We start from the raw sequence: 24930 nt of genomic DNA, 5'->3' as shown, positions 1-24930 counted from the left end.
GGGAGCTGTGCTCAACAAAACACTTAGGAGGAAACAGGAATGAGTGCTCACGAAATCGATTATGTCATTATGGGTGAAGAAATTCAGTGTGTAGAGGTGCAGCTTGACCCCGGAGAGAGTGTAATTGCGGAAGCGGGCAGCTTTATGATGATGGACCCGGAGATCACCATGGAGACCATTTTTGGCGACGGCTCGGGTTCCCAGCGGGGGAACGGGCTGATGGGCAAGCTGATGGGTGCGGGTAAACGTATACTGACGGGGGAAAGTCTCTTTATGACCCTCTTTACTCACACCGGGGGGTATGGACGGAAGAGTGTAACCTTTGCCGCCCCTTATCCGGGCAAAATCATCCCGCTCGACCTGCAGCAGTATAACGGGAAAATCATCTGTCAGAAGGATGCATTCCTCTGTGCGGCCAAAGGGGTGTCTGTGGGCATCGAATTCCAGCGCAAGCTGGGTGTAGGGTTCTTCGGGGGGGAAGGGTTTATTATGCAAAAGCTCGAGGGAGATGGCCTCTCCTTCGTTCATTCCGGCGGTTACGTGATGGAGCGGACCCTTCAGCCAGGCGAAACCATTAAGCTTGATACCGGCTGTCTGGTCGCTATGACTTCATCGGTGGAGTACAATATCGAATTCGTTAAAGGTGTAAAAACAGCGCTGTTCGGCGGTGAAGGCCTGTTCTTCGCCACCCTGCGCGGACCGGGCAAGGTATGGGTGCAGTCGCTGCCGTTCAGCCGGATGGCGGACCGCATATTGTCCGCTGCAGGCAATTCCGGACGCAAGGAAGAAGGAAGCATCCTCGGCGGGCTGGGCAATCTGCTTGACGGCAGATAGCCTGCAACAAGTTAATCAGCCGTTCCTACCGGATTGCCGGAAGGACGGCTTTTTATTTTGTGAGGATAGCATGATGGGTTAATATTTGACTAGCCTGCAGGGACTGTATATATTATGGGCAACCCCCTTGGCTTACGCTAAGGATGCAACCGGAGGCCTCCTATGTTCAAAATATTCATTATTGAGGATGACCAGGGACTGGTAACCCTGCTTCAGAATTATCTACATAAGTTCGGCTATGAGACGCAGGCCGTGCGCGATTTTGATGCGGTAAAAGCGGAGTTTGAGCAATATGCGCCGCATCTGGTGCTGCTGGATGTGAATCTGCCCAAATTCGACGGTTACTACTGGTGCCGCCAGATCCGCGGGATTTCCACCTGCCCGATTCTGTTCATCTCTGCCCGTGACGGTAAAATGGATCAGGTCATGGCACTGGAGAACGGTGCGGATGATTATATTACGAAGCCGTTTGATTATGAGATTGCCTTTGCCAAAATCAAAAGCCATCTCCGCCGTGCCTACGGCTCCTATGCCGCGGGGAGCAATGAGCGCAGCCTGAGCGTTTCCGGACTGATGCTTGATGTAGAGCGGCTGGTTCTGTCACGCGGCAGCGCTAAGGTTGAGCTTAGCCACACCGAAGCGAAAATTCTCGATGAACTGATGAAAAAAGTCGGCATGATCGTCACACGCGACCGGCTGCTGGAGAAAATCTGGGATGAGCAGGCGTTCGTTGATGATAATACGCTGAATGTCTATGTCACCCGGGTACGCAAAAAGTTGGCCGTGCTGGATATCCAGGACGGGCTTCAGACCGTGCGCGGTCAAGGCTACCGGTTATCGGGCAACTGGGGGGAAGCGTAGGATGAAGCTGTTTTTGCGGGAACAGACGCCGCTGATCGTAGTCTACATAGCCCAATTGCTGATCATCACACTGATATACCGGCTGGATGGCGGAAGTGCGGTAGAGGTGAGCCTCTATGCTGGGCTGCTCAGCACCTGCCTGCTGTTGGGATATCTGGCTTACCGTTATCTTAGCAACCGCTCATTCTATGAGCGGCTGCAGTCGCCGCCGGGCTCGCTTGATGAAGCAGGCGGTCCCGCCCAGAGCTCACCGCTTGCTGACAGCCTGCGCACACTGCTGACCCAGCAGTTCCGGCTCTATCAGAATGATCTGCACAGCTACCGCCACAAGCTGGAGGAGCATATCCATTTCATTAATCAGTGGGTGCATGGCATGAAGACACCGCTCTCGGTGATCCATTTGATCATACAGGACAAGGACGGACCTCCATTCACCGCAATCGGCGACGAGCTGGACCGGCTGAAAAAAGGGCTGGATACGGTGCTCTACACCGCCCGGCTGGATACGTTCGAGCATGATTTTTACGTAGAGCAGCTGAAACTTACAGACATTGTGCGCAGTGTGACTTCTGAGCAGAAGCGGCTGTTCATCCGCAAACGGGTCTTTCCGGCCATTTCCGTGGACAGCGGCATCACCATCACTTCAGATGAGAAATGGCTGACTTTTGTACTCACTCAGCTAATTACTAATGCGCTGCGATATACGGTTGAGGAAGGCAAATTTGTATATTTTCATGGTTATGCAGGGGAGCAGGGAAGGGTTATCCTTGAGGTGCGTGATGAAGGGGTAGGCATTCCCCCCGGCGACCTGCCGCGGGTATTCGATCCGTATTTTACCGGTGTGAACGGGCGCAGCTTTCAGGAATCAACCGGGATGGGCCTGTATCTCGTCAAGCAGATCTGCGGCAAGCTGGGGCATGAGGTCGAGATTTCCTCTGAGGTCGGCAAGGGGACGACGGTGCGGATTACTTTTTCGGGAAACGCGGTGAACGGTAGCGCAGGATCAGGAGAACGACGGTAGAAACAACGGCGAGGGACAGCGTATTGGTAATCAGAAAGGCCAAGCCGTTCCCGTCAGCAGCCAAGTTTACCGCATAAGCCTCCATCAGACCGATGCCGAGCAGCATCAACAGATAGGCTTTCAAGCTTAAATCGGAGACAGACCTCGTCTTTAAGATTTGAACAATTTGCGGAATCCATCCTATAGAAAGAATAATACCGCCAATCAGCTGCATCAGCGCAAACAGCATACACACACCTCACGGTTCGTTTATTACTGGTGTATGCCGGGGTGGTGATGTGTGTTCTTGTCCACTACAGAAAACCCGCCGTCCCATAAAAGGGCCGGCGGGTTTTGCGTTGTCTCTGCCAAAGACAGCAGAAGTTTATTGCTGTTTCAGGCGGGCAAGCTGCTCCAGCAGCTGCGCGGTTTCGCTCCGGGGAAAGGCCTCAGCCAGCACCTCGTTCACGGTTACCCGCGCGCGGTCTACCTTGCTCTGCCCGTAGTCAGTCAGCGAAGTATAAATACTTCTGCGGTCAGCATCGCAGGATTTCCGCTCCAGCGCTCCGCAGCCCTTGGCTTCAAAGCGGCTGACCAGCCGGGAAACAGCGCTCTGGCTAAGCCCGACCATCGACTCCAGCTGCTGGAGCTTCAGCTTCTTCTCCGGAGCCTCAGAGAGAAAGAGCAGCAGGTAGAATTCCTTCAGGGATAGCTGGTAATTCTCCTGTAGCCTCGCTTCAAGTTCATTTGCCACATTCATCTGTATATGAGTCAGAGACAACCAGCTGGTAATCAGCTCATCCTCCAGGTTATTCTTCATCTGCAAAATCCTCTCCCGGTGTATGCCGGCACATGAAATTAAGTAGTATCCATTATACCATCATCACCCCGCAGGTTGCGAGAAAAGAAGCCCGAGGGATTGAAAACCGCACGCGCAGCCGATCTGAATGAATCAGCCTCTAGCTTAGTTGCTGATTCTGGGGAAACCAAAGGCATACTGCTTTGGCAGCCCCGGGTTCTTACCGAGCTGTACGCCGGCTTCCAGCGTCCAGTATGGATTTCTCAGCATCCCCCGGCCCACAGCTATAAGATCAGCGTCCTCATTGCCGATAACCGCGTTGGCGAGCGCTGCTTCATCCAGCCGGCCTACAGCAATTACCGGAACTGCCAGCTCCTGCTTGAAGGCCCGTGCAAGCGGAACCTGATAGGCAGCATGTGTACCCGGTCTGCCTGCAGCAGCAATCGCTCCTTCACCACCGGCGCTGATATGGAAAATATCGGCTCCCGCTTCCTTATAGGCTGCGCCAATAGCAAGACTCTCCTTGATGCCGTAGCCGCCTTCAACATATTCCTGCGCCGAGATGCGCATAATGAGCGGCATACCTTCCGGCATCTCACGTTTGGCGGCAGCGATGACTTCTTTTCCGAACAGAGTAAGATCCTGGCCGTATTCATCGGTTCTGCGGTTGGTGAGCGGGGAATGAAACTGATGAATCAGATAACCGTGGGCGCCGTGCAGCTCAATGACATCGAAACCGGCCTGAACGGCCCGTCTTACACCAGCCTGGAATTTGTTCACCATTTCTTTCACTTCCGCCGTTGTCAGCTCACGCGGTGTTTTGGATTTGTCATCAAACGGGATAGGAGAGGAGGACACAGGCACCGCTGCATCTTCGGCTTTGCGTCCGGCATGGGCAATCTGAATCCCCACCTTGGCCCCATAGGCATGGCAGGCGTCTACAATTCTCGCCAAACCGGCAATATGCTCATTCGACCAGATGCCCAGATCATAATCGGTAATCCGGCCATCCGGATCTACGTCGGTCATTTCTATAATAATCAGTCCGGTTCCGCCAACGGCCCGGCTTACGTAGTGATTATAATGCCAATCCGTAGCGATCCCGTCCTTGTCTGTAACTGAATATTGGCACATAGGAGGCATAACCACACGGTTTTTCAGCTTTAAATCCTTTAGCTCATAAGGCGTGAACAGATCGTTCATTTTTATCTCTCCTTGGCAGGGTTCTGAATTTGGCATGCTTTTATGTAAAGAGGTCTAGGAAAATAATAAATGCATGCTCATGCATATAAATATAGTCGTTCCACTAATCGCTGTCAACCCTGTCTTGCTTACAATTATGTAAGGTGACTGTAAGTTTCAGAAATAGCAGCTAAAGTTTACAGTTTGTATAATGAAGACAATACAAATCACAGAAGGAGCGGTCGCACTTGCCCCTGTTAGACGTTCATAATCTATCCAAAATATATGAGGGCAAGGTGTCCATCCATGCGCTGAACCATATCCGCTTTGCTGTGGAGAAAGGGGAGTTTGTCGGTATTATGGGACCTTCAGGCAGCGGAAAAACTACCCTGCTGAACGTCATCGCAACGATCGATGAACCTACCTCGGGTGAAGTCATGATCGGCGGACGGGACCCGAACAAGCTGGGGCGTAAGGATAAGGCCCTGTTCCGCCGCAAGGAGCTGGGATTTGTCTTTCAGCAGTATAATTTGCTTGATACGCTCACCGTGGAGGAGAACATCGTGCTTCCGCTGACGCTTGCCGGCGTCTCCGTAGCGGAGATGGAGAGCAGACTGAAGGAAGCCGCGCTGAGACTGGAAATTACGCCACTATTGTCCAAACGGACCTATGAGCTTTCCGGCGGCCAGATGCAGCGGGTAGCGATTGCCCGGGCGATGATTCACCGCCCTTCGCTGATTCTGGCGGATGAGCCGACAGGCAGCCTGGACTCCAAGGCAGCAGGCGAAGTCATGAATCTGCTGGCCGAGGTGAATGAGGCGGAAGGTGCCACAGTACTGATGGTTACACATGATGCGGTGGCAGCGAGCTTTTGCCACCGGGTGATTTTTATTAAAGACGGGCGTTTCTACAGCGAGATGTACCGTGGCAGCAGCAGGGCGGCTTTTTTCCAGAACATCATCGATATGCTGTCGCTGCTGGGGGGAGCTACTCATGACCTTTCGCCAGTTCGCTTATAGGAATGTCGCAAGGAATAAACGCAAGTATGCCGCTTATTTTGTGAGCAGTGCCTTTTCCGTAATGGTTTTCTTTCTCTGTGCGCTGTTTATTTTTCATCCGGACATCGCCAGGGATACGATTCTGAGCACGGCGGCTAATACGATGATGGTGGCGGAAGGGATTATCTTTGTATTCTCCTCGCTGTTCATGCTCGTTTCCGTAGGCTCTTTTCTCCAGTCACGCAAGCTGGAATTCAGCGTTCTGCTGATGCACGGGATGACCAAGGGACAGCTGAACAAGATGGTGTTTCTGGAAAATATGCTGATCGGCAGCTCTGCAATTCTGACCGGCACTGTGCTTGGGCTGCTGCTCGGCAAGCTGTTTCTAATGATCGGAGCTGAATTTCTCGGGATCGCTCCGCTGAAATTTTATTTCTCCTGGCAGGCACCCCTGTTAACGGTCAGCAGCTTCGCCCTCCTGTTCGTGCTGATCTCCCTGTGCACCTTTGCCTTTATCGGCCGGGAATCACCACGCGGGTTGTTCCAGAGCGGACGCAAAGCGGAGCAGGAGCCGCGGGTGTCTCCGTTGCTGGCTGTTGTCTCTGCGCTGCTGCTGTTGGGCGGTTATGGTCTGGCAGCTTCGGCAACAGCAGCTTCCGTTGAGATGGTCATGTTCCCGGTGGTGGCCATTACGGTTGCCGGGACCTATCTGTTCTATACACAGCTGAGTCTCTACATCGTTAAGCTCCTGCGGGGGATGCGCCGTTTCTATTGGCATAAGACCCATATGATTATGCTCTCAGGCTTGTCTCACCGCTGGAAGGACAACGGGCGGATGTTTTTTATGGTGACCATTGTTTCCGCAGTCTCATTCACTTCTGTAGGGGTATTTGCATCCATTCATACCTTGTCTAGAGAGCTGAAGCTGGATTATCCTGCGGCAGTAGGTTATGTGGCCAAAGGGAGTCAGGCCGGCTACAACGCAGAAGGAGATTTACGGGGCATCCGGGATGAGCTGGAGCGTCTGGGCCTGCCTTATGAAACTCTGTCAATACCGGTCAAATACGCGGAAGTGAAGTCCCAGACCGGGCCGGACCGGACCCGTCAGCTTCCGCTGATGGCCTACAGCGATTATAAGCTGGCTCTCCAGCATGCCGGATTCATTTCCCATGAGCAGCCGCTCCAAGGGAACGAAGGACTGGTGATGATCGGCTCCCAGCGGGACCGCAGCTTAACGTGGGGCCGGATCAAAGCGGTGTACACCCTAGAACAGGGCACGGAGATTGCGGAGACCGGTTATACGGAGCATGTCCCGATTGCCGAATACCTGCTGCCTGAGCTGGATGGGCGGGACGGCGGGGATTTCAGCGGAGTTGTAGTCAGTGACAGTCTGTTCCACTCGATTATTCCGGCGCAGATTGACTATTATACCGGCTTCTACGTTGATGATTTCCCGCAAACTTCCGGTATTGCAGGGACACTCGCTGATAAAGGAAAGGTAGCCTATGAAAGGGACTCCCCCTATGCGGTTGTGGTCAGCGGGACGCTGTTTGAAATTCAGAAGACGCTGTACAGCACAATGCTGTTCGCTTCGCTCTTGGTCGGTACCGTGTTTTTTATCGCCGCAGGCAGCTTCCTGTATTTCCGGCTCTATACGGATCTTGACCATGACCGGCTGCAGTATTCCACTTTGTCCAAAATGGGGCTGACCGATCAGGAGCTGGACCGTTCCTTAACCCTGCAGCTTGCGCTGATGTTCTTCGTGCCGGTAGGGATAGCCATTATGCATAGTTTGTTTGCTTTTATTGCCCTGCAGCGGCTCTTCTATCTGTCCATTGCTGCTGAAACAGGGGCGGTGCTGGCCGGTTACCTGGCAGCGCAGGGGCTGTATTTCATCCTGATCCGCGGCCGTTATCTGCGCAATCTCAAAAAAAATCTGATCTGAAAGCGGGGATCTGCTAATGAAAACATGGATTACTGACTTTATGGAGCAGTTCGGCTACGCCGGTATTCTGCTGATGCTGGCTCTGGAAAATATTTTTCCGCCGATTCCATCAGAGATCATCCTCCCGTTCGGCGGATTCATGACCACCACCTCCGATATGACCATTACCGGTGTGCTGATTGCGGCTACTGCCGGATCACTACTTGGTGCAGTCGTGCTGTACTGGATCGGCCGGATGTTGGATGTAAGCAGACTGGAGCGGATCGTCGAACGCTGGGGCGGATGGATCCGGATCAGTGGGAAGGATATCCGCAGGGCCGATGCTTGGTTTGATAAATACGGCTACTGGACCGTGCTGTTCTGCCGGATGATTCCGCTGGTGCGCAGTCTGATCTCGATTCCGGCCGGGATGTCCGGGATGAAATTCGGCCACTTCCTGCTGTTCACCACCATCGGCACATTGGCCTGGAATCTCCTGCTCATTCTGCTGGGTGCGGCGCTGGGGGAATCATGGGAGGATATCGCAGGGTATATGGATACGTACTCGAACATCGTATACGTCTTGCTTGCGGCTGGAGTTCTTATACTGGGACTGCTGTATTTCCGCAGACGCCAGACAGCGGGCAAAGCCCGCGGATAAGCTTAATCATAAGGAGGGATAGACATGGAGCTGCTAACTATTATTAAAGCTATTATTCTGGGTATTGTAGAAGGGTTGACCGAGTTTGCTCCGGTTTCCTCCACAGGCCATATGATCATTGTCGATGATATGTGGCTGAAATCGCAGGAGTTTCTGGGAAAATACACGGCCAATACGTTCAAGGTCGTGATCCAGTTGGGATCCATTCTTGCGGTGGTTATTATCTTCCGTAACCGGTTCATTGATTTGCTGGGCTTGAAGCGGTTCAGCCGCAAAGAGATGACGGCTGTGCCGGATGGAGTGCCGCAGGTGGAGACGGAAGGCCGGCTGAAGCTGGCACAGGTCATTGTCGGACTTATTCCGGCGGGGATCTTCGGCTTCTTGTTCGAGGATTACATTGATGAACATTTGTTCTCGACCTCGACGGTGCTAATCGGGCTGGTAGTCGGGGCGGTGTTCATGATCTGCGCCGACCGGTTTGCCCCTAAGAAGGTCAAAACAGAAAGTGTCGATCAAATTACATACCGGCAGGCGATATCGGTCGGGTTAATCCAGTGCATTTCCCTCTGGCCGGGCTTCTCACGCTCCGGCTCGACAATATCCGGAGGCGTGCTGCTGGGGATGAGCCACCGGGCCGCAGCGGATTTCACCTTTATTATGGCGGTACCGATCATGGCCGGCGCGAGTATGATTTCATTGATCAAGAACTGGCAGTATTTCACGCTGGATGCACTGCCTTTTTTTATCGCCGGCTTTATCAGCGCCTTTCTGTTCGCACTGATCTCGATGCGCTTCTTCCTGAAACTGATTAACCGGATCAAGCTGCTGCCGTTCGCGATTTACCGGATTCTGCTGGCCTTAGTGGTCTATCTGATCTGGTTCTAAGCAGCGGACAAACGTTACCCATAAACCTAATTTATAGCCCGCTCAGTAGAACGGCAGTGCCAACCGGTTAACGGAAGGTATTGCCGTTTTTCTGCGTCCTCTCCGTTGTTTCCGGTCTTTTGGAGTGGAAATCGTGAGGAGAAAGTGCATGGGCTTATGCTGCATAAGCAGTGCTTAGAAGTTCCAGGCAGCACCTGCTATAGAGAAAGTGTATAGCTGGAAAGCCAGGAATCTGTTGCGGCAGCCCCCTGCGATTCAGTATGATGGCATCAGATTAGGAAAGCGGGCAGCGGCAGAGCTCGAGCCAATTCAAGAGCCAGAGTCAGAGATACATGGCACTTAACCTGTTATCTCAATGCATCGTATAACAACGATATTCATATGGTTTATTCAAAATAGGAGGGATTCAATATGGCTGACAAGATTATAACAAGCAGTCTCGGGTATCCGAGAATCGGCAGAAACCGGGAATGGAAGAAGCTCCTTGAGGCGTTTTGGGGCGGTAAAATCAATGAGGAGGATTTCCGCACAGAAATGGCCGGGCTTCAGCTTCAGCATCTCAAAACACAGCAGGAGGCAGGAATCACCCTAATCCCGGTCAATGATTTCACGTTCTATGATCATGTGCTTGATACGGCCGCGATGTTCGGCATTATCCCGCCGCGTTATGGTTATGACGGAGGCGAAGTCTCCCTCGATCTTTATTTCGCCATGGCGCGCGGTAACACCGAAGCAACCGCCTGCGAAATGACCAAATGGTTTAATACAAATTACCATTATATCGTACCTGAGATTGGCAACCAGACTCCGCGCCTGACAGCCAACAAGCCGCTTGCCGCATACCGGTTCGCCAAGGAGCAGGCGGGCATTGAGGGCAAACCTGTTATTACCGGACTCTATACCTTCCTTAAATTATCCAAAGGGTACCCTGCGGCGGAAATCGCGCAGGTTGCCGAGCGATTCCTGCCTGTCTATGTGCAGCTGCTGCAGGAATTGCAGCAAGAGGGAGTAGCCTGGGTACAAATCGATGAGCCAGCAGTTGTAACAGGGCTGACTATAGAAGAGAGAGCGCTGCTGGAGTCAATTTACAGCAGAATCGCCGCAGAGGTACCGGGGCTTCAGCTGCTGCTCCAGACTTATTTCGAAGCCGTAGAGCCTTTGGAAGCCCTGTTGAAGCTACCTGTACAAGGTATCGGCCTTGATTTCGTCCATGATGGCGGTGACAATCTGGAGTCGGTCCGGCGACTGGGCTGGCCGGAGGATAAATGGCTCTTCGCCGGCATTATTGACGGACGCAACATCTGGCGCAGTGATGCTGATGCCAAGCTGGAGCTGGTCAGCGAACTGAGCACCCATGTGCCGGCCAGCCGTCTGATTCTGCAGCCTTCCTGCAGCCTACTACATGTGCCTGTATCGGTACAGGGCGAAGACCGGTTGAAGAGCACAGTGAAGAACGCCATTGCCTTCGCGGATGAGAAGCTGGCCGAGCTGAGTCTGATCGCAGCCGCAGCCGGGGGCGAGCAAGACACCTATGCTGCAGCGCTGGCAGAAAGCCGTGAAGCGCTGGCCCGCTTCCGGGCGCTGCCTGAGCGCGGGCGCCGGGATGTAGCAGAGCAGGTCCGCGCGCTGGAGCAGCTTCCGGATAGCCGCAGCCTGCCGTATGCAGAGCGGCTGAAGGTGCAGCGCGAGAAGTGGCAGCTGCCGCTGCTGCCGACGACGACCATCGGAAGCTTCCCGCAGACCGCTGAGGTACGCCAGGCCCGGCTCAAATGGCGCAAAGGCGTGTGGAATCAGGAGCGGTACGACGGCTTTGTCCGCGAACAGATTGAGGGTGCGATTGCCTTCCAGGAAGAGCTTGGACTGGACGTGCTGGTGCATGGGGAGTTTGAGCGGGCGGATATGGTAGAGTTCTTCGGCGAGAAGCTGGACGGATATCTCTTTACCAAAGGCGGTTGGGTACAATCCTACGGCTCTCGCTGCGTGAAGCCGCCGGTCATATATGCCGATGTCGCCTTCATCGAACCGATGACGGTCAAGGAAAGTGTCTATGCCCAGTCCTTGACGAAGCTGCCGGTGAAAGGGATGCTGACCGGACCGGTGACCATCCTCAACTGGTCCTTCGTGCGGGATGACCTAAGCCGCGAAGAGGTAGCGAAGCAGATTGCACTCGCCCTCCGCCAAGAGGTTCAGGCATTGGAGCAAGCCGGAATCGAAATGATCCAGGTAGATGAGCCGGCCATCCGTGAGGGGCTGCCGCTGAAGGCAGAAGACCATGAGCACTATTTGAACTGGGCCGTCAGATCGTTCCGGATCGCTACGAACCCGGTGAAGGCTACAACACAAATTCATACCCATATGTGCTACAGTGATTTCAATGACATGATCGGATCGATCTCAGCGATGGACGCGGATGTCATCTCTATTGAAACTTCACGCAGCCACGGAGAGCTAATCGTAAGCTTTGAAGAGCAGGAATATGATAAGGGGATCGGACTAGGCGTATATGATATTCATAGCCCGCGTGTGCCGGACGTGACGGAAATGACCGTGAGTATTGAACGGGCTTTGCGCGTGCTGGATGCCGAGCAGTTCTGGATCAATCCGGACTGCGGGCTGAAGACAAGAGGATGGGAGGAGACGGGAGCTGCCCTGCGCAACATGGTACAGGCGGCAGAGATTATTAGAAAGGAAGCCAGAGTATAAACGGTAGGCCAGCTGGGGGGGAGATTCTCTCAGCTGGCCTTTCAAAACTAATTGCACCCTCCGATTTGTGTCCTCTTGATAAAGCATTAAAAGTGCACGTTTTTACATCAAGTCATGCAATTTAGCGCCAGTCCGGAGGTTGCAGTGTTAGATACAGATTTTTTCATGTAAACACTTGATAATAATTCTCATTCTTGATAGAATGAGAAACAGAAAAGAAGGAACCGTGGAGGGTCCCTTCGATGTCTAACTTATTTACTTTCGAATGTTTTGCAATCTGTTTCTTCAGATTGCGTAGGCTCCTTGGAGCTGTGATAAGCTACAAAAATGGATTCAGCGTTACATTTGTTCTCTTCAGCCCAATAGGTGCAAGAGTTCACTGCACACAGTACGTCTTTTGCCATGAGGGTCACCTCCCCTTATAGTAGATTGGTAATATGCTCAGTGCAAATAGTGCTGCTCTGTTCAGCAAGGTGGAGCTTGTCCGAACAGAACCTTACCCTTATTCTTCTGAATAAAGGGTATTTGGATTTTTTCCTTTTTCAGACATTTTAATTGTAGCAAATATAGAGGGGATTCGCAAACAGGACCATTCAGCCGCTGAATGGTCCTGTTTTTTTGTGCAGATTGTTAATTTTGGAAAAAAGGTTCAAAAAAGGCTTCGGATCCATAGTTTTAATGCAACCTTCCAGTATCTGGAGCGTCAAAGAGTTAGGCGGATATTCACAAAAATAGACAAAGGGTATCTGCGGAACAAAAGAAGCGGGAATCCACTACACTTTTGGAGGAATGAGAATGCGAAAATGGGGTCTGCATTACTTGGCTGGATTATTAGTTTTGGCGGTTGTACTGGCTGGCTGTGGTTCCAGTAATGAGAACTCGGCGGCTAATTCAGCCAGCACAAGCAATATGAAGTCAGATCAAGGAGTAGCGAATGCTCCTGCAGAGGAAGCAGCACCTGCTGCCGCTGAAGTTGAAGCGGGATCAGGTAGTGCGGATAAATCCGCAAGCTCTTCTAGTGTTGATGCCAATGCTGCCGCCGGAACAAAAGGCATGGCAGTCAAGGGTTCTGATTCAGATAAGGCGGCAGAAGCAGCGGCGGGGTTGACTGGTACTGATGTCGTAGCGGGACTGAACAAAAAGCTGATGTATAAAGCAAACCTCACGATGGAAGTCGAAGATTATGCTGCCGCACAGTCTGAAGTACGTAATATGATCACGCTGTCCGGCGGATATATCATTGGATTTACGGAGAGCATGTCTGAATATGAAAAAGGCGGGACCTTTATTATGAAGGTTCCTGCGTCCGGCTTTTCCCCTTTTCTGAATAATTTGGAGAAGATTAAAAATGAGGGGATTCAGCGGAATATTGAAGGCCAGGATGTGTCGGAAGAATATGTGGATCTGGAGTCACGGCTCAAAGCTAAACAGCTAATGGAGAGCCAATATATCGAATTTATGAAAAAAGCGACCAAATCCGCAGATCTCGTTGCTTTTGCCAATCAGCTTGGTGCAATTCAGGAGCAAATCGAACAGATTAAAGGCAGAATGCGTTACATTGATCAGAATGTATCGTTCTCAACTGTAGAGCTGCGGCTCTATCAGACCGATAAAAGTATCGCGGATATCAAGCAAAAAGAGCAGGGGCCGCTGCTGACGCGGGCTTCCGATGCGCTGACGAGCAGTCTGCATGCCTTATCCGTCATGTTCCAGTGGCTGATCGTTTTCTTGGCGGCTGCACTTCCTATCCTGATTGTCGCGGGAATCATTCTTGTTATCGTACTGTGGCTGCGGAAAAAGTTGAAGCGGCGGGATGACGGTTACATGCAGCGGATCCGGGCGGCTAATCGTGCGCAGAACCGGGAATTGTCTGGCCGGGACGGCGGAGAAGAAATACATGGTGATGCTCCAGTCACAGAGGAAACCGGGAAAGAGACAGAGAATAAAGGTTGATACGCTGTATTTAGAAGTGGGGAATCGTTGTGATTTTTTCTTTTCAGACGGAATTTCCGGACAGCAATGATTAGAGGCAAAGCCGGCTTTTATGAACAATTCGGATTCGTGAGAATAACAAAGCCTCCAGTTCCGTACAATCACGGAGTGGAGGCTTTGTGGCTTGAAATGTGGCCTATAGCTTATGCATGCTGGAAAAGTACCTGGTATTCGCCATAGCCTTCCTTTTCCAGATCTTCTTTGGGGACGAACCGCAGTGCCGCTGAATTAATACAATAGCGCAATCCGTTCTCGCCGGGACCATCGTTGAATACATGACCGAGATGCGAATCGGCGGTTTTGCTGCGTACTTCGGTGCGGATCATCAGATGGCTGAGGTCTGTTTTTTCTTTGACCGCATAGTCGCGGATCGGGCGGGTAAAGCTTGGCCAGCCGCAGCCGGAATCGTACTTATCCTGGGAGCTGAACAGCGGCTCGCCTGATACGATATCCACATAGATGCCGTCACCATGGTGATCCCAGAATTCATTGCGGAACGGCGACTCGGTAGCATTATTCTGGGTTACTTCATACTGAAGCGGGGTGAGCCGTTCCTTGAGGCTCTGTTTGTCCTCTTTATGCTTCCAGTGGGTTTCGATAAAAGCTTCCCGGCCGGAGCCCTTCCGGTAACGTTTGTAATGTCCGGGATTCTTATGATGATAATCCTGGTGATATTCTTCAGCGGGATAGAAGGGCTTGGCTGGAAGAATCGGCGTCACAATTGGTGCTGAAAAGCGTCCGCTGGCCGCAAGCGCAGCTTTGGAAGCTTCTGCTTCGAGCCGTTGTTCTTCAGAATGATAGAAGATTGCCGTACCGTAAGAAGTTCCGCGGTCATGAAACTGGCCGCCGGCATCAGTAGGGTCAATTTGCTGCCAGAACAGCTCAAGCAGCTTGCTATACGGGAAAATATCCGGGTTAAACGTAATCTGAACCGCTTCGACATGACCGGTTGTCTCCGAGCAAACCTCCTGATAGGTCGGATTAACCGTATGTCCGCCTGTATATCCGGAAATGATCCCTTCAATTCCCGGTAAATCTTCAAAAGGGGATACCATACACCAGAAACATCCACCTGCAAAGGTCGCTTTTTCCGTTTTGAAGCCTATATTGTCAGATTGAACATCACTCATAAATATCCCTCCATCCGTAGAATGCAATTAAATAGATCACAATTCAATTTAATTATAAAGCAAAGAGGCGCTGTCTGCCAGCACCGTCCTTCAGTTCTTATCGGCCTTTTGTACTGCCGGCTGCACGTGGGCGCAGGGACAAACCGGCCAGTAAGAGTACAGCGGCATAAAGTACTACTGCGATAGCAGCGCTCCGCGGATGCTGGAATAACTGGCCTCCGAGATACGCGTAGAGTGTGATTCCAGGGATTTTACCGAGTCCGGAAGCGGCGAGATAGCTCCAAAAGGGCAAGCCGGCAGCACCGGCATAGATATTTACTGCGGTCTGCGGCACAACCGGTGCAAGCCGGGCCAGGATGATGGAAGCGAACGGACGCCGCTGCACAGCGGATGTGAATTTTTCCATCGCTGGAACGGACGCGAGATAGGTTCGGGCTTGCTTTTGAAACAAATATTTAACAACACCGTACATTATCGCTGCTGCAAGTGTTGTGGCACTCCAGCAAATCAGCGCGCCGGTGAGACTCCCATATGCATAGCCGAACAAGCCAATGATTAACTTATAAGGCAGGACCGGAAACAATGCCAGCGCCGTTGCGGCCAGCAAGGACAAAAAGGGGTTATGATCCTCGCGCAGCCAGTCCAGCAGATCATATCTGTAGATAAACGCAAGAATAATACCCGAAACATAAAGTATTGCTGTAAGCCATTTTCTCATTTTACTATGCCCTTTCTTAACCTGTTCATCTCATCATACTGAAAAAAAAGTAATTAATGAAGCAAAGATCATTGTCCCGGCGGGATGTCACGGTATAATACTTCTATAAGACAACTTGTAAAGGAAGATATGCCATGAATACTCCTGTACGTAAAAGAGTGGCGATGATCGGAATCGGCGATATTGCCCGTAAAGTGTATTTGCCGCTGCTCTCCCGGCATGATCAGGCGGAGGTTGTCGGCGTACTCAGTCATTCACAATCCACTGTCCAGGGAGCTGTCCGCTCCTACCGTTTTCCCAAGGGTACGACAGATGTAAATGAGCTGCTGTCCTGGGAACTGGATGCCGTGTTCGTGCACAGTCCTACGCCTACCCATTATGAGCTTGTTACGAAGTGTCTCGAGCACGGGTTGGCAGTATATGTAGATAAGCCTCTTTCATATGACTTGGAACAATCACGTCGGATGGCGGAAATGGCAGAGAATAAAGGACAACTCCTCGCTGTCGGCTTTAACCGCCGCTTCGCACCGATGTATACGGCAGCCAAAGCCTGGCTTGAGAAGGCGGGCGGGATTAGCCATTGCCATGCGGTCAAACACCGCACCAAGCTGCAATCCGGCAGCAGCCGCGAGACCATCCATGATGACCTGATTCATATGCTGGATCTGCTGCTTTGGCTGTGCGGCAATGATTATGAGCTGCTGAGAAGCAGCCTGAATTCCGACAGTGAAGGCCGGCTCCTGCAATCTTCCGGAATGCTTGGCTGGAATTCAGGCGCTACCGGAATGTACAGTATGGTCCGGGATGCCGGAGCGGATATTGAGAAGCTGGAGCTTCACGGCAGCGGAAGATCGGTGGAAGTGTCCGATATGGAACGGGCGATCCTTTATGAGAAGGGGGCGCTGCCGCGTACTCAAGGCTTCGGAAGCTGGGATACGGTCCTAGAGCGGAGGGGCTTCAGCGGTGTCGTGAACCATTTTCTAAGTACCATGAATACACCGGAGCAATGCGGCATTTCAGCTTCCGCCGTGTTAGCCAGCCATAAGCTGGCGGCTGAGCTTGCCGATTGACAGATGAACAGAGAGGAGTACGGGTATGGACGATTACAGCAAATCAATGGAGGAACAGATCATCGAGAGCTATAAGCGGGATGAGGAAATGATGATCCTTGTGTTTGCCCAGTGGTGTGTGAACAACAAGCTTGATCCGCATGCACTCTATCTGCAGGCCTATCCACAGCAGGAAGGCAATGCCGCACTTAGCCATGCACTTGCACTTACTGTACCTGAGGATGAGGCAGGTTATATTTCTGATGATACAGTTCTTGGCGTGCTGTCCTTATACAGCAACGATGACCTCGCATACGTGGTCACAGAGGCAATTGCCCAGCGCAAGCCGCGGCAAGGCACAGGGGATTGACACCGAGGATATAATAAGGTGGGGCTGATGAACTTTTTTTTGGTAAACGATGTTCATTATGCTTTAAATGTGTTAAAATTATATATACTAACTAATCGTAAGTTTCACAACTGAGAGGTGAGAACAATGGAAGAACATCAGCTGACGATGTGCCCAAGATTCGAAACGGCCTTCTCTTTCTTAGGCAAACGTTGGAATGGACTTATTATCCAGACATTGATGAGCGGCCCGAAGCGTTTCAAGGATATTTCGGGACTGATTCCGTCGATGAGTGATAAGATGCTGTCTGAACGAATGAAGGATTTGGAGTGCGAAGGTATTCTGGTAAGACATGTGTACCCTGAAACACCGGTGCGCATTGAGTATGAATTAACTCCTAAAGGCCGTGCACTTGAGCCGGTTATGCAGCAGATTCAGTCCTGGGCCGAGAGCTGGGTTGAGTAGTCCCACCGTATGAGCCCTATTGATAGCCCCTTTTATCCGCATGCCGGAGAAGGGGCTTTTTCAAATTTTAATAAATAAAACTTGCACAACACACTGCAGGATGTAATATAATAGAAAAAAACTGCTGCCACCCGCCTGTTCAGTACCTATCGCTATTCTGCATATTTATTGTGGAAGCGCAACCAAAATTGGGATATGCTTTCGTGATATGCTTTCGGAGTAAGTTTTGTCGTAGTGAACTCGAAGATGTAACGCAAACAAAACTAAGTGTATGCTTTCGGAGCAAGTTTTGTCGTTGTGACTCGAAGATGTAACGCTAACAAAACTTTTAGGAGGCGAGGAAGATGAAAACCACCTTGTTTTCCCGGGAAATAACCTATGGAAAAGAGGATGTTGCCGAACTGGAAGCCGCTTCGATCAAAGTGCAGCTCATTTATGATAAAGCGCTGTTCATGCTGCACGGCCATCTTCCTGATTCCTTGTGGGACGCGTGGATAGGAGTGCCCTATGAAATTATCTCTTCTTTATATAAAGGAGACAATGATAGCGGTAGCGTTTTTCAAAAGTGGATTCAGAGTCCCTCGGGCTGGAAATGTATAGGCTGCGAGCGGCATTGCCTGGAGCCTTCAGCTGCTGCACTAGGAAAACCTGCAGGCAATCAGCGGTTGTTTACCTTTCACAACGGGATCCGGCAGAGTATGGTTCTGCAGGCGCTAATCTGGTCAATGTATGAGAATACCGTGCTTTTTCAGCCGTATCTGGGTGATGAAGCATTTCTAGACGGTGATGATCTCGATACCATCTCTTCCTATTTTGTGCCGACCTATTTGAACAAGGTGCGTCTGACGGAGAACGGCAAACCTTCTAAAGAATATAAAGAGAATAATATAAAAGTATATCAGGAATGGATATCCGCCCCCGATCTTGTCCTGCAGTGGAACGGCGGGTTGACCGAGGGCAGGTGGATGACCGGTGTGTATGTGGACCATTCCCGTTTTGCCGGACTCGGACCCTACCTGAAGGATGCGCAGGGCAAACGGACCTATATGCAGGCTACGGTTCAGTGAAGTATTGCAGATCTTCAAGGAAAACACCTCTATTAAGAGGTGTTTTTTTGTACGCAGCTTGTCATCAAATCTCCTCTTTCAATAAAATTTTATGTATTTGTGCGTACAATCACAAACTGAGGTTCCGGCGAGCGTTATGGTGTAGGAGTAAAGAAAAACCTAAACCAATAACGTGAGGGAGGGCCCCATATGACGGCCAATCAATTAAACCATACAACAGAGGCGCTTAGCTTTAGCGGCGAGGATCTGGTGAGAGATATCGTACTGCAATTTCCCAAGGCGGCGGATTATTTCAAAGGACAACGGATCGATTTCTGCTGCGGAGGCGTGAAGCCGCTGGCGGAGGCTGCTGCAGAGAAAGGGCTTGATTCGGATGCGATGCTAAGCGATCTGCACAAGCTAGCCCAGGAGCATCCTGTGCTAGAAGAAGACACCAAGTGGAACGGGGCATCTTCAGAGGAACTGGTGGAACATATCGTGAACAAGCATCACCGTTACCTGCGTGAAGAGCTGCCTTTGATCAGCCAGAATGTAACCAAGGTATTCCGTGTCCACGGCGAGGATTCCCCGCATTTGGCCGAAGTCTACCGCTTATTCAACCTGCTGCGTGAAGATCTGCTGAAGCATACAGCACAGGAAGAAGAAATTGAGTTTCCGAAAATGCTTGCCTACAGCGCGAATCCGAGCGAGGAAGCTTTGGCTGAACTGCGCGGCCTGCTGAGTGGTCTGGAAGCGGAACATGATGGAGCAGGGGAGATTTTGCGTGAGCTCCGCGCTGTGACGAATGACTTTACCCCGCCTGAGCATGCCTGCACGACTTACCGGTTGACGTATGCCCGGCTTGAGGAGCTGGAAGGAATGACCTTCGAGCATGTGCATCTGGAGAATAATAACCTTTTCCTGCGCTATCAATAATCCGATGAATCGTAAAAAGAAGTCCCTGCGGGGACTTTTTTTGTTGTACTGCCGGAATTGCGATGGCTGAGATATTTTTTTAGGCAGAAGGGCCATGTTCATATTGCCTTAATTAATAAATCATGTGAAAATAATGAAGCGAAAAGGACATTATACATAAAGACTACAAGCCTGAGAAAATGCTGGAAGCTGTGATTCAGGCAAAAAGGGCGGTGCCGGGAATGTCAGTGAAGTTGATGGGACGCGTATGTCTGGGACTTCTATTTATCGTGATCATGGGAGGCTGTTCTGAGCATAATAGCAATCTGGAGGGGAATATTGCAGACGCTGGGGCAATCCAGCCTGGTTTTTCTCTTAAGGTTGGAGACAATGATCTAACCGGGAGTTCAGGCAGACAGCTTAGTGATGCATATAAGCAGGAGATAACGATTCAGGAATTGCTTAAGAACAGCGGTCTCGTCACTTTTGCTGAAGATGGATCTACGCTGCTTACTGTAAATAAAGTATCACTGGCTAAAGATATGGTGTGGGAAATTCAATTGAACGGCAAGCGGATTACAGATATGAATACCAGAGTTAGGCAGGAAGATAATATAGTGATTACTGCACAGGAGGCAGCACCCAATACTCCGTTTCTGCCTGTTATCCTTACAGTGAACGGGGGGAGTGAGCAGCCGGAGCTGACTCATTCTTACGTTCAGCCGTTTACGGATAATCTGTCTGTAAGGGGCCTGCTGATAAGCAGCGGAATTGTTCATTTGGCGGAGAATAATAGGACGGTGCTGACTGTCAAGGAGTATAAACCGCTAACCAATGAGGAATGGAAGCTGAAATTGAACGATAAGACGCTGCTGGACAGCGGTATCGATATGAAGCTGAGAATACAGGACGAACTGGAGTTATCACTTGAAGTGCGATAGTAATGCTGTGATCTGACCAGTCTTTTTCTATAGCCATGTTTCTTTGTTGCCGCTACCGGCTGCAGAGAAACATGGCTGTTTTATTTGGAAATATCCACTGAATCGTTGCAAGCTAACATGGGATGTAAATTGTGAAAAGATTCACATTTAATGTGATTACAATCACAAATGCAGTTCAAATTTAAAATGTATAATTCTCTTAAGAGATATGTTTTCATAGGAATTTAGATGCTTCGGGGAGGTTTTAACAGTGAGAGTGGAGAGAGAAAAATTAGTATTAATAGGCAACGGGATGGCAGGCGTAGGCACAATTGAACAGATTCTCAAGCTGGGCGGCGCTTATGATATTACCATCTTCGGCAGCGAGCCTCATCCTAACTACAACCGGATTATGCTGTCATATGTTCTTGAAGGCAGCAAAAGCATTGAGGACATTATTCTGAATGACCGCCAGTGGTATGAAGACAACCATATTACCTTGCATACTGGGACTACTGTAGTCCGGATTGATGAAGATACCCGTCAGGTCATTGCGGATAACGGATTAAGCGTTTCATACGATAAAGTGATTATTGCAACAGGCTCGAACTCTTTTATTCTTCCCGTACCGGGCAGCACTAAAGAAGGTGTGGTTGGCTTCCGCGATATCGCGGATTGCGATGCCATGCTAGCGGCAGCACAACAGTACCGTACAGCAGCGGTAATTGGCGGCGGATTGCTAGGACTCGAAGCAGCCAAAGGTCTGGTTAATCTCGGCATGGATGTGACGGTAGTGCATCTGCTGGAGGACCTGATGGAGCGTCAGTTGGATCATACAGCTTCGTCCATGCTGCAGGCAGAACTGAAACGTCAAGGCGTGAAGTTTGCCATGGGTAAGCAGACAGTTGAGCTGACAGGCGAAGAGCGGGTTAACGGTCTGCGATTCAGTGACGGTACGGAGCTGCAGGCGGATTTCGTGGTGATGGCTGTCGGCATTAAGCCGAATACTCAGCTTGCCAAAGACTCCGGCATTACCGTTAACCGCGGGATTGTTGTGAACGACTATCTCCAGACTTCTATGGAGAACGTCTATTCTGTCGGAGAGTGTACGGAACACCGCGGGACTTGCTACGGTCTGGTAGCACCACTGTTTGAACAGGGTATGGTATTAGCCAAACATCTCGTCGGAGCATCCACCCAGCCGTATGAAGGATCGGTTGTGGCTACGAAGCTGAAGATTTCCGGAGTAGATGTATTCTCCGCTGGTGAATTTACGGAAACAGCTGAGCATACGGTTATTTCAGCGAAAGACGAGTGGAAGAGAACCTACAAGAAGATTTTGCTGAAGGACAATATTATCGTCGGTGCAGTATTGTTCGGTGATGTTACCGAATCGGCCAGCCTGCAGAAGCTGGTGAAGCAGGGCTCTGAAATGACTGATGAAATATACAATGAAGTAATGGGCACCGGCTGCTGCGGCGGTGGCGGAGCCAAACAAGGCTTGTCTGTCGAAACGATGGCCGATGAAGAAATCGTCTGCGGCTGTAATGGGGTCACCAAAAAGGCGATTGTCGATGCAGTGACAGAGAACGGATTTACCACTGTGGATGAAATCAAAGCCTGCACCGGAGCCACGCGTTCCTGCGGCGGCTGTAAGCCTGTAGTGGAACAGATTCTCCAGTTTGTCCTTGGTGACAGCTTCCAGGAGAGTGCCAAGGCCGGCATTTGCAGCTGTACAACACTCAGCCGTGATGAGATTGTTGCCGAGATTACTGCCAAAGGGCTCAAGACTACCAAGGAAGTCATGAATGTACTGGACTGGAAACAGGCTGAGGGCTGCTCCAAATGCCGTCCGGCTGTGAACTACTACCTGGGTATGATCTATCCGGACACGCATGAAGACGAGAAGGAATCGCGCTTCGTTAATGAGCGTATGAGTGCGAATATCCAGAAGGACGGCACATTTACCGTCGTTCCCCGGATGTATGGCGGTGTAACTACACCGGAGGATCTGAAACGGATTGCTGATGTCTCTATTAAATATGATGTGAAGGTAGTGAAGGTAACCGGCGGACAGCGTCTGGACCTGATTGGTGTCAAAAAAGAGGATGTGCCTAAAGTCTGGGAAGAGCTGGATATGCCATCCGGTTATGCGTATGCCAAGTCGCTTCGGACCGTCAAAACCTGTGTCGGTAACCAGTTCTGCCGCTTCGGCACCCAGGACTCGATGGGTGTAGGAGCTATGCTTGAGCGCAAATATGAACGGCTTGATTTCCCGGCCAAATTCAAAATGGCTGTTAACGGCTGCCCGCGTAACTGTGCGGAATCCTGCACCAAGGATATCGGTATCGTCGGCAATGACGGCGGCTGGGAAGTGTTCATTGGCGGAAACGGCGGAATTAAGCCGCGTATCGCTGATGCCTTCTGCAAGGTGAAGACGGATGAAGAATTGGTTGAGGTCTGTTCAGCCGTTATGCAGTACTACCGTGAAACCGGGAACTATCTGGAAAGAACCTCCGAGTGGGTGGAACGTATGGGTCTTGAGAACATCCAACGCGTGATTATGGACAATGCGGAGAACCGCAAGGAACTGGCTGCACGGATTGATTTTGCCTTGGCCCAGGTTTCAGATCCATGGAAAAAAATGCTGGATGATGATAATACCCGCAGCGCACTGTTCGAAAAAGCTAACCTCTAAAACGGAACCCAAGGGAGAGATGACGATGGAAAGCACAAAACTAAAGTATACGCTAGGCACGCCTCAGCAATTCCTGCCGCAGATAGGCCGTGTAGTCGCCTGCGGTCCGGTGGAGCTGGCTATATTCCGGACTTCTGATGACCAATTCTATGCCGTAGAAAACCGGAGTCCGCATCCAAAAGGCGGTCCGTTGGCAGAAGGAATTGTATCCGGCTATTATCTGTACGATCCGCTGTACGATTGGAAGATCGATCTTCGCAATGGAGAGGTTCAGGCTCCGGATAAAGGCATCGTTGCCACATTCCCCGTTACGGTGGATGGCGATAACGTAAATGTCATCCTGTAAGAAACAATGATCCAAAGCTAAATTATGTAGAGAAATGGCGGGGTGGAAAGATGTTTACGCAAAGTGTCGAGAACATCGTAGAGGCAGCAGTCAGCAAACGTGACAAAATGAATGAGAGTCTGCCGAGGTACTTTCTGGCTGCATTACTGGCCGGGGCTTACGTCGGAATCGGAATTATCCTTATCTTCTCCCTTGGTGCGCCTCTGGCTGCTATCAAATCACCGTTTCAGCCGTTGGTCATGGGAGCCTCCTTCGGGATCGCGCTGACACTGGTTATCTTTGCGGGCTCCGAGCTGTTTACCGGGAACAATATGTTCTTTACAGTAAGTACACTTGCCGGAAGAACTACGGTGTGGGATACGCTCAAGAACTGGGTTATTGTCTTTATAGGCAATGTCGGCGGGGCCATTATTCTTGCCCTGCTGATTCAGGGGACCGGATTGTTTAAGGCTGCACCTGCGGAGCATCTGATTTTCGCTGCAGCAGCCAAAAAGATGACACTTCCCTTCTCAGAGCTATTCTTCCGGGGTATTCTCTGTAACTGGCTGGTCTGTCTGGCCATATGGATGTCTTCACGTGCTAAAAGTGAAGCTGCCAAGCTGGTGCTTATCTGGTGGTGTCTGTTCGCCTTCATCGCCAGCGGTTATGAGCATAGCGTGGCTAACATGACACTGCTTAGTGTGGCCGTTTTATTGCCGAATCATCCAGAGACGGTAACGGTTGCAGGCTGGATTCACAATATGATTCCGGTCACACTGGGAAATATAATCGGCGGCGGTCTGTTCGTCGGTATGGCGTATTGGCTGATCTCTCCGGTTCGCTCAAAATTCAGCAAACATTAAGCATAGATTGATAAACTGTTCTGAGGCAATAGCCCTCAGGACAGTTTTTTTGTTACACTGGATTTAGAAATGTCCGGGGGAGGGCCACAATGAAGAGCTTTATCCATTTTGGGGTTTACGGGATTTGTGAGCAGGCTGGTAAGCTGCTGGTTATTCACAAAGGCAGAGGAGCGTATACCGGAAGCTTTGATCTTCCCGGGGGGCGGCTGGAGGAGAATGAGGCGCTGACAGACGGACTGGTGCGAGAGTTCCTGGAGGAGACTGGACTGTCTGTCCGGGTGAAGAACAACCTGGGAGCTTTTGATTTTTTTGTGCGCTATCAAGAGGATTCTTTTACACATATGCATCACATTGCTGCACTGTATACGGTTGAGGTCAATGAGGATCACCCTGTGTCCGATATCGCAACCTTTGCCTTGCAGGATTCCCTCGGCTGTGAATGGGTGGATTTACCGGCAATAACACTGGACTCGGCGTCGCCTATTGCAGTGCTTGCAGCAGAGTGGCTAACCAGCGGATGTCTGCCTTCACAGACAGGTTACCATGAGCATTGGGAGATGAAAGTGCTTGGGAGCCATAGAACTCATACATAAGAAAAAAGACGCCAGATAAG

The 24930-nt window shown here is 50.9% G+C and carries 25 protein-coding genes; 19 read left to right on the top strand and 6 right to left on the bottom strand.

Going from position 1 to position 24930, the window contains the following annotated elements; genetic code table 11:
* The first annotated feature begins 39 nt into the window (after window positions 1–39).
* The 3 genes from L6H70_RS09390 (at window position 40) to L6H70_RS09380 (ending at window position 2716) form a co-directional block, all read left to right on the top strand.
* Window positions 40–834 (top strand): TIGR00266 family protein, encoded by a 795-nt coding sequence (locus L6H70_RS09390; RefSeq protein WP_236332147.1) that lies wholly within the window; start codon window positions 40–42, stop codon window positions 832–834.
* A 162-nt stretch (window positions 835–996) separates the two neighbouring features.
* Window positions 997–1695 carry a response regulator transcription factor gene (locus L6H70_RS09385; RefSeq protein ID WP_236332145.1) on the top strand — a complete coding sequence of 233 codons (699 nt, stop codon included), beginning with the start codon at window positions 997–999 and terminating at the stop codon, window positions 1693–1695.
* 1 nt (window position 1696) lies between these two features.
* Window positions 1697–2716, top strand: coding sequence for a sensor histidine kinase (locus L6H70_RS09380; RefSeq protein WP_236332143.1), 1020 nt, complete (start codon window positions 1697–1699; stop codon window positions 2714–2716).
* On the opposite strand, the gene L6H70_RS09375 is transcribed toward L6H70_RS09380, so the two are convergent.
* The 3 genes from L6H70_RS09375 to L6H70_RS09365 all read right to left on the bottom strand — a co-directional run bounded on the left by L6H70_RS09375 (window position 2661) and on the right by L6H70_RS09365 (window position 4697).
* The gene (locus tag L6H70_RS09375) at window positions 2661–2945 is read right to left on the bottom strand and encodes a PQ-loop domain-containing transporter (protein ID WP_236332141.1); all 285 of its coding nucleotides are present in this window, start codon (window positions 2943–2945) and stop codon (window positions 2661–2663) included. The two genes, L6H70_RS09380 and L6H70_RS09375, sit on opposite strands and share 56 nt — an antisense overlap.
* 135 nt (window positions 2946–3080) lie before the next feature.
* Window positions 3081–3515: a MarR family winged helix-turn-helix transcriptional regulator gene (locus L6H70_RS09370; RefSeq protein WP_236332139.1), complete on the bottom strand. Its 435-nt coding sequence runs from the start codon at window positions 3513–3515 to the stop codon at window positions 3081–3083.
* Window positions 3516–3659: 144 nt separating this feature from the next.
* Window positions 3660–4697 (bottom strand): NADH:flavin oxidoreductase/NADH oxidase, encoded by a 1038-nt coding sequence (locus tag L6H70_RS09365; RefSeq protein WP_236332136.1) that lies wholly within the window; start codon window positions 4695–4697, stop codon window positions 3660–3662.
* Window positions 4698–4924: 227 nt separating this feature from the next.
* Between L6H70_RS09365 and L6H70_RS09360 the strand changes: the two genes are divergently transcribed.
* The 5 genes from L6H70_RS09360 to metE all read left to right on the top strand — a co-directional run bounded on the left by L6H70_RS09360 (window position 4925) and on the right by metE (window position 11847).
* Window positions 4925–5695 carry an ABC transporter ATP-binding protein gene (locus L6H70_RS09360; protein WP_236332134.1) on the top strand — a complete coding sequence of 257 codons (771 nt, stop codon included), beginning with the start codon at window positions 4925–4927 and terminating at the stop codon, window positions 5693–5695.
* Window positions 5670–7619: an ABC transporter permease gene (locus L6H70_RS09355; protein WP_236332133.1), complete on the top strand. Its 1950-nt coding sequence runs from the start codon at window positions 5670–5672 to the stop codon at window positions 7617–7619. Before L6H70_RS09360 ends, L6H70_RS09355 begins: the two co-directional genes overlap by 26 nt.
* A 16-nt stretch (window positions 7620–7635) precedes the next feature.
* Window positions 7636–8259 carry a DedA family protein gene (locus L6H70_RS09350; RefSeq protein ID WP_236332130.1) on the top strand — a complete coding sequence of 208 codons (624 nt, stop codon included), beginning with the start codon at window positions 7636–7638 and terminating at the stop codon, window positions 8257–8259.
* A gap of 24 nt (window positions 8260–8283) precedes the next feature.
* A complete protein-coding gene (locus tag L6H70_RS09345) occupies window positions 8284–9144 on the top strand; it encodes an undecaprenyl-diphosphate phosphatase (protein ID WP_236332128.1) in 861 nt (286 codons plus the stop codon).
* A gap of 411 nt (window positions 9145–9555) precedes the next feature.
* Entirely contained in the window at window positions 9556–11847 is a 2292-nt protein-coding gene (metE, locus tag L6H70_RS09340; protein WP_236332126.1) for a 5-methyltetrahydropteroyltriglutamate--homocysteine S-methyltransferase, read from the top strand.
* A gap of 251 nt (window positions 11848–12098) precedes the next feature.
* Here the strand turns inward: metE and L6H70_RS09335 are convergent, their stop codons facing one another.
* The gene (locus L6H70_RS09335; protein WP_076108838.1) at window positions 12099–12251 is read right to left on the bottom strand and encodes a DUF1540 domain-containing protein; all 153 of its coding nucleotides are present in this window, start codon (window positions 12249–12251) and stop codon (window positions 12099–12101) included.
* Window positions 12252–12642: 391 nt separating this feature from the next.
* Here L6H70_RS09335 and L6H70_RS09330 point away from each other — a divergent pair, with 391 nt between their 5' ends.
* Complete coding sequence (locus L6H70_RS09330) at window positions 12643–13800, top strand: DUF4349 domain-containing protein (RefSeq protein WP_236332124.1); 1158 nt, start codon at window positions 12643–12645, stop codon at window positions 13798–13800.
* Between the two features lie 182 nt (window positions 13801–13982).
* On the opposite strand, the gene msrB is transcribed toward L6H70_RS09330, so the two are convergent.
* Together msrB and L6H70_RS09320 are read right to left on the bottom strand one after the other, a co-directional pair.
* Window positions 13983–14969, bottom strand: a complete 987-nt coding sequence (gene msrB / locus L6H70_RS09325; RefSeq protein ID WP_236332122.1) for a peptide-methionine (R)-S-oxide reductase MsrB — start codon at window positions 14967–14969, stop codon at window positions 13983–13985.
* Between the two features lie 97 nt (window positions 14970–15066).
* On the bottom strand, window positions 15067–15687 hold the full coding sequence (locus tag L6H70_RS09320; protein ID WP_236332120.1) for a TVP38/TMEM64 family protein: 621 nt from the start codon (window positions 15685–15687) through the stop codon (window positions 15067–15069).
* 134 nt (window positions 15688–15821) lie between these two features.
* On the opposite strand from L6H70_RS09320, the gene L6H70_RS09315 reads away from it, so the two are divergent.
* The 10 genes from L6H70_RS09315 to L6H70_RS09270 all read left to right on the top strand — a co-directional run bounded on the left by L6H70_RS09315 (window position 15822) and on the right by L6H70_RS09270 (window position 24910).
* Window positions 15822–16757 carry a Gfo/Idh/MocA family protein gene (locus L6H70_RS09315; RefSeq protein WP_236332118.1) on the top strand — a complete coding sequence of 312 codons (936 nt, stop codon included), beginning with the start codon at window positions 15822–15824 and terminating at the stop codon, window positions 16755–16757.
* Between the two features lie 25 nt (window positions 16758–16782).
* Window positions 16783–17106, top strand: a complete 324-nt coding sequence (locus tag L6H70_RS09310) for a hypothetical protein (RefSeq protein WP_236332116.1) — start codon at window positions 16783–16785, stop codon at window positions 17104–17106.
* Window positions 17107–17232: 126 nt separating this feature from the next.
* Window positions 17233–17550: a winged helix-turn-helix transcriptional regulator gene (locus tag L6H70_RS09305; RefSeq protein ID WP_039875309.1), complete on the top strand. Its 318-nt coding sequence runs from the start codon at window positions 17233–17235 to the stop codon at window positions 17548–17550.
* Window positions 17551–17894: 344 nt separating this feature from the next.
* On the top strand, window positions 17895–18617 hold the full coding sequence (locus tag L6H70_RS09300) for a hypothetical protein (RefSeq protein ID WP_236332114.1): 723 nt from the start codon (window positions 17895–17897) through the stop codon (window positions 18615–18617).
* A 189-nt stretch (window positions 18618–18806) separates the two neighbouring features.
* Window positions 18807–19532 (top strand): iron-sulfur cluster repair di-iron protein, encoded by a 726-nt coding sequence (ric, locus tag L6H70_RS09295; protein ID WP_236332112.1) that lies wholly within the window; start codon window positions 18807–18809, stop codon window positions 19530–19532.
* 221 nt (window positions 19533–19753) lie between these two features.
* Window positions 19754–20452, top strand: coding sequence for a hypothetical protein (locus L6H70_RS09290; RefSeq protein WP_236332110.1), 699 nt, complete (start codon window positions 19754–19756; stop codon window positions 20450–20452).
* A 250-nt stretch (window positions 20453–20702) separates the two neighbouring features.
* Window positions 20703–23129, top strand: coding sequence for a nitrite reductase large subunit NirB (nirB, locus tag L6H70_RS09285; RefSeq protein ID WP_279306741.1), 2427 nt, complete (start codon window positions 20703–20705; stop codon window positions 23127–23129).
* A 25-nt stretch (window positions 23130–23154) separates the two neighbouring features.
* Complete coding sequence (gene nirD / locus L6H70_RS09280; protein ID WP_236332108.1) at window positions 23155–23475, top strand: nitrite reductase small subunit NirD; 321 nt, start codon at window positions 23155–23157, stop codon at window positions 23473–23475.
* Between the two features lie 50 nt (window positions 23476–23525).
* Entirely contained in the window at window positions 23526–24317 is a 792-nt protein-coding gene (locus L6H70_RS09275; protein ID WP_236332106.1) for a formate/nitrite transporter family protein, read from the top strand.
* An 89-nt stretch (window positions 24318–24406) separates the two neighbouring features.
* Window positions 24407–24910 (top strand): NUDIX hydrolase, encoded by a 504-nt coding sequence (locus L6H70_RS09270; RefSeq protein ID WP_236332104.1) that lies wholly within the window; start codon window positions 24407–24409, stop codon window positions 24908–24910.
* The last annotated feature ends 20 nt before the right edge of the window (window positions 24911–24930 follow it).

The organism is Paenibacillus auburnensis, from assembly GCF_927798115.1.
GTDB lineage: Bacteria > Bacillota > Bacilli > Paenibacillales > Paenibacillaceae > Paenibacillus_AQ > Paenibacillus_AQ auburnensis.
Note: the sequence above shows the minus strand (reverse complement) of the source record. Positions and strands in the feature narration are given on the sequence as shown.

Bases quoted from the DNA above. Each gene is read 5' to 3' on its own strand.
- L6H70_RS09390 (WP_236332147.1), top strand. From the start codon at position 40: ATGAGTGCTCACGAAATCGATTATGTCATTATGGGTGAAGAAATTCAG.
- L6H70_RS09385 (WP_236332145.1), top strand. From the start codon at position 997: ATGTTCAAAATATTCATTATTGAGGATGACCAGGGACTGGTAACCCTG.
- L6H70_RS09380 (WP_236332143.1), top strand. From the start codon at position 1,697: ATGAAGCTGTTTTTGCGGGAACAGACGCCGCTGATCGTAGTCTACATA.
- L6H70_RS09375 (WP_236332141.1), bottom strand. From the start codon at position 2,945: ATGCTGTTTGCGCTGATGCAGCTGATTGGCGGTATTATTCTTTCTATA.
- L6H70_RS09370 (WP_236332139.1), bottom strand. From the start codon at position 3,515: ATGAAGAATAACCTGGAGGATGAGCTGATTACCAGCTGGTTGTCTCTG.
- L6H70_RS09365 (WP_236332136.1), bottom strand. From the start codon at position 4,697: ATGAACGATCTGTTCACGCCTTATGAGCTAAAGGATTTAAAGCTGAAA.
- L6H70_RS09355 (WP_236332133.1), top strand. From the start codon at position 5,670: ATGACCTTTCGCCAGTTCGCTTATAGGAATGTCGCAAGGAATAAACGC.
- L6H70_RS09350 (WP_236332130.1), top strand. From the start codon at position 7,636: ATGAAAACATGGATTACTGACTTTATGGAGCAGTTCGGCTACGCCGGT.
- L6H70_RS09345 (WP_236332128.1), top strand. From the start codon at position 8,284: ATGGAGCTGCTAACTATTATTAAAGCTATTATTCTGGGTATTGTAGAA.
- metE (WP_236332126.1), top strand. From the start codon at position 9,556: ATGGCTGACAAGATTATAACAAGCAGTCTCGGGTATCCGAGAATCGGC.
- L6H70_RS09335 (WP_076108838.1), bottom strand. From the start codon at position 12,251: ATGGCAAAAGACGTACTGTGTGCAGTGAACTCTTGCACCTATTGGGCT.
- L6H70_RS09330 (WP_236332124.1), top strand. From the start codon at position 12,643: ATGCGAAAATGGGGTCTGCATTACTTGGCTGGATTATTAGTTTTGGCG.
- msrB (WP_236332122.1), bottom strand. From the start codon at position 14,969: ATGAGTGATGTTCAATCTGACAATATAGGCTTCAAAACGGAAAAAGCG.
- L6H70_RS09320 (WP_236332120.1), bottom strand. From the start codon at position 15,687: ATGAGAAAATGGCTTACAGCAATACTTTATGTTTCGGGTATTATTCTT.
- L6H70_RS09315 (WP_236332118.1), top strand. From the start codon at position 15,822: ATGAATACTCCTGTACGTAAAAGAGTGGCGATGATCGGAATCGGCGAT.
- L6H70_RS09310 (WP_236332116.1), top strand. From the start codon at position 16,783: ATGGACGATTACAGCAAATCAATGGAGGAACAGATCATCGAGAGCTAT.
- L6H70_RS09305 (WP_039875309.1), top strand. From the start codon at position 17,233: ATGGAAGAACATCAGCTGACGATGTGCCCAAGATTCGAAACGGCCTTC.
- L6H70_RS09300 (WP_236332114.1), top strand. From the start codon at position 17,895: ATGAAAACCACCTTGTTTTCCCGGGAAATAACCTATGGAAAAGAGGAT.
- ric (WP_236332112.1), top strand. From the start codon at position 18,807: ATGACGGCCAATCAATTAAACCATACAACAGAGGCGCTTAGCTTTAGC.
- L6H70_RS09290 (WP_236332110.1), top strand. From the start codon at position 19,754: ATGTCAGTGAAGTTGATGGGACGCGTATGTCTGGGACTTCTATTTATC.
- nirD (WP_236332108.1), top strand. From the start codon at position 23,155: ATGGAAAGCACAAAACTAAAGTATACGCTAGGCACGCCTCAGCAATTC.
- L6H70_RS09275 (WP_236332106.1), top strand. From the start codon at position 23,526: ATGTTTACGCAAAGTGTCGAGAACATCGTAGAGGCAGCAGTCAGCAAA.
- L6H70_RS09270 (WP_236332104.1), top strand. From the start codon at position 24,407: ATGAAGAGCTTTATCCATTTTGGGGTTTACGGGATTTGTGAGCAGGCT.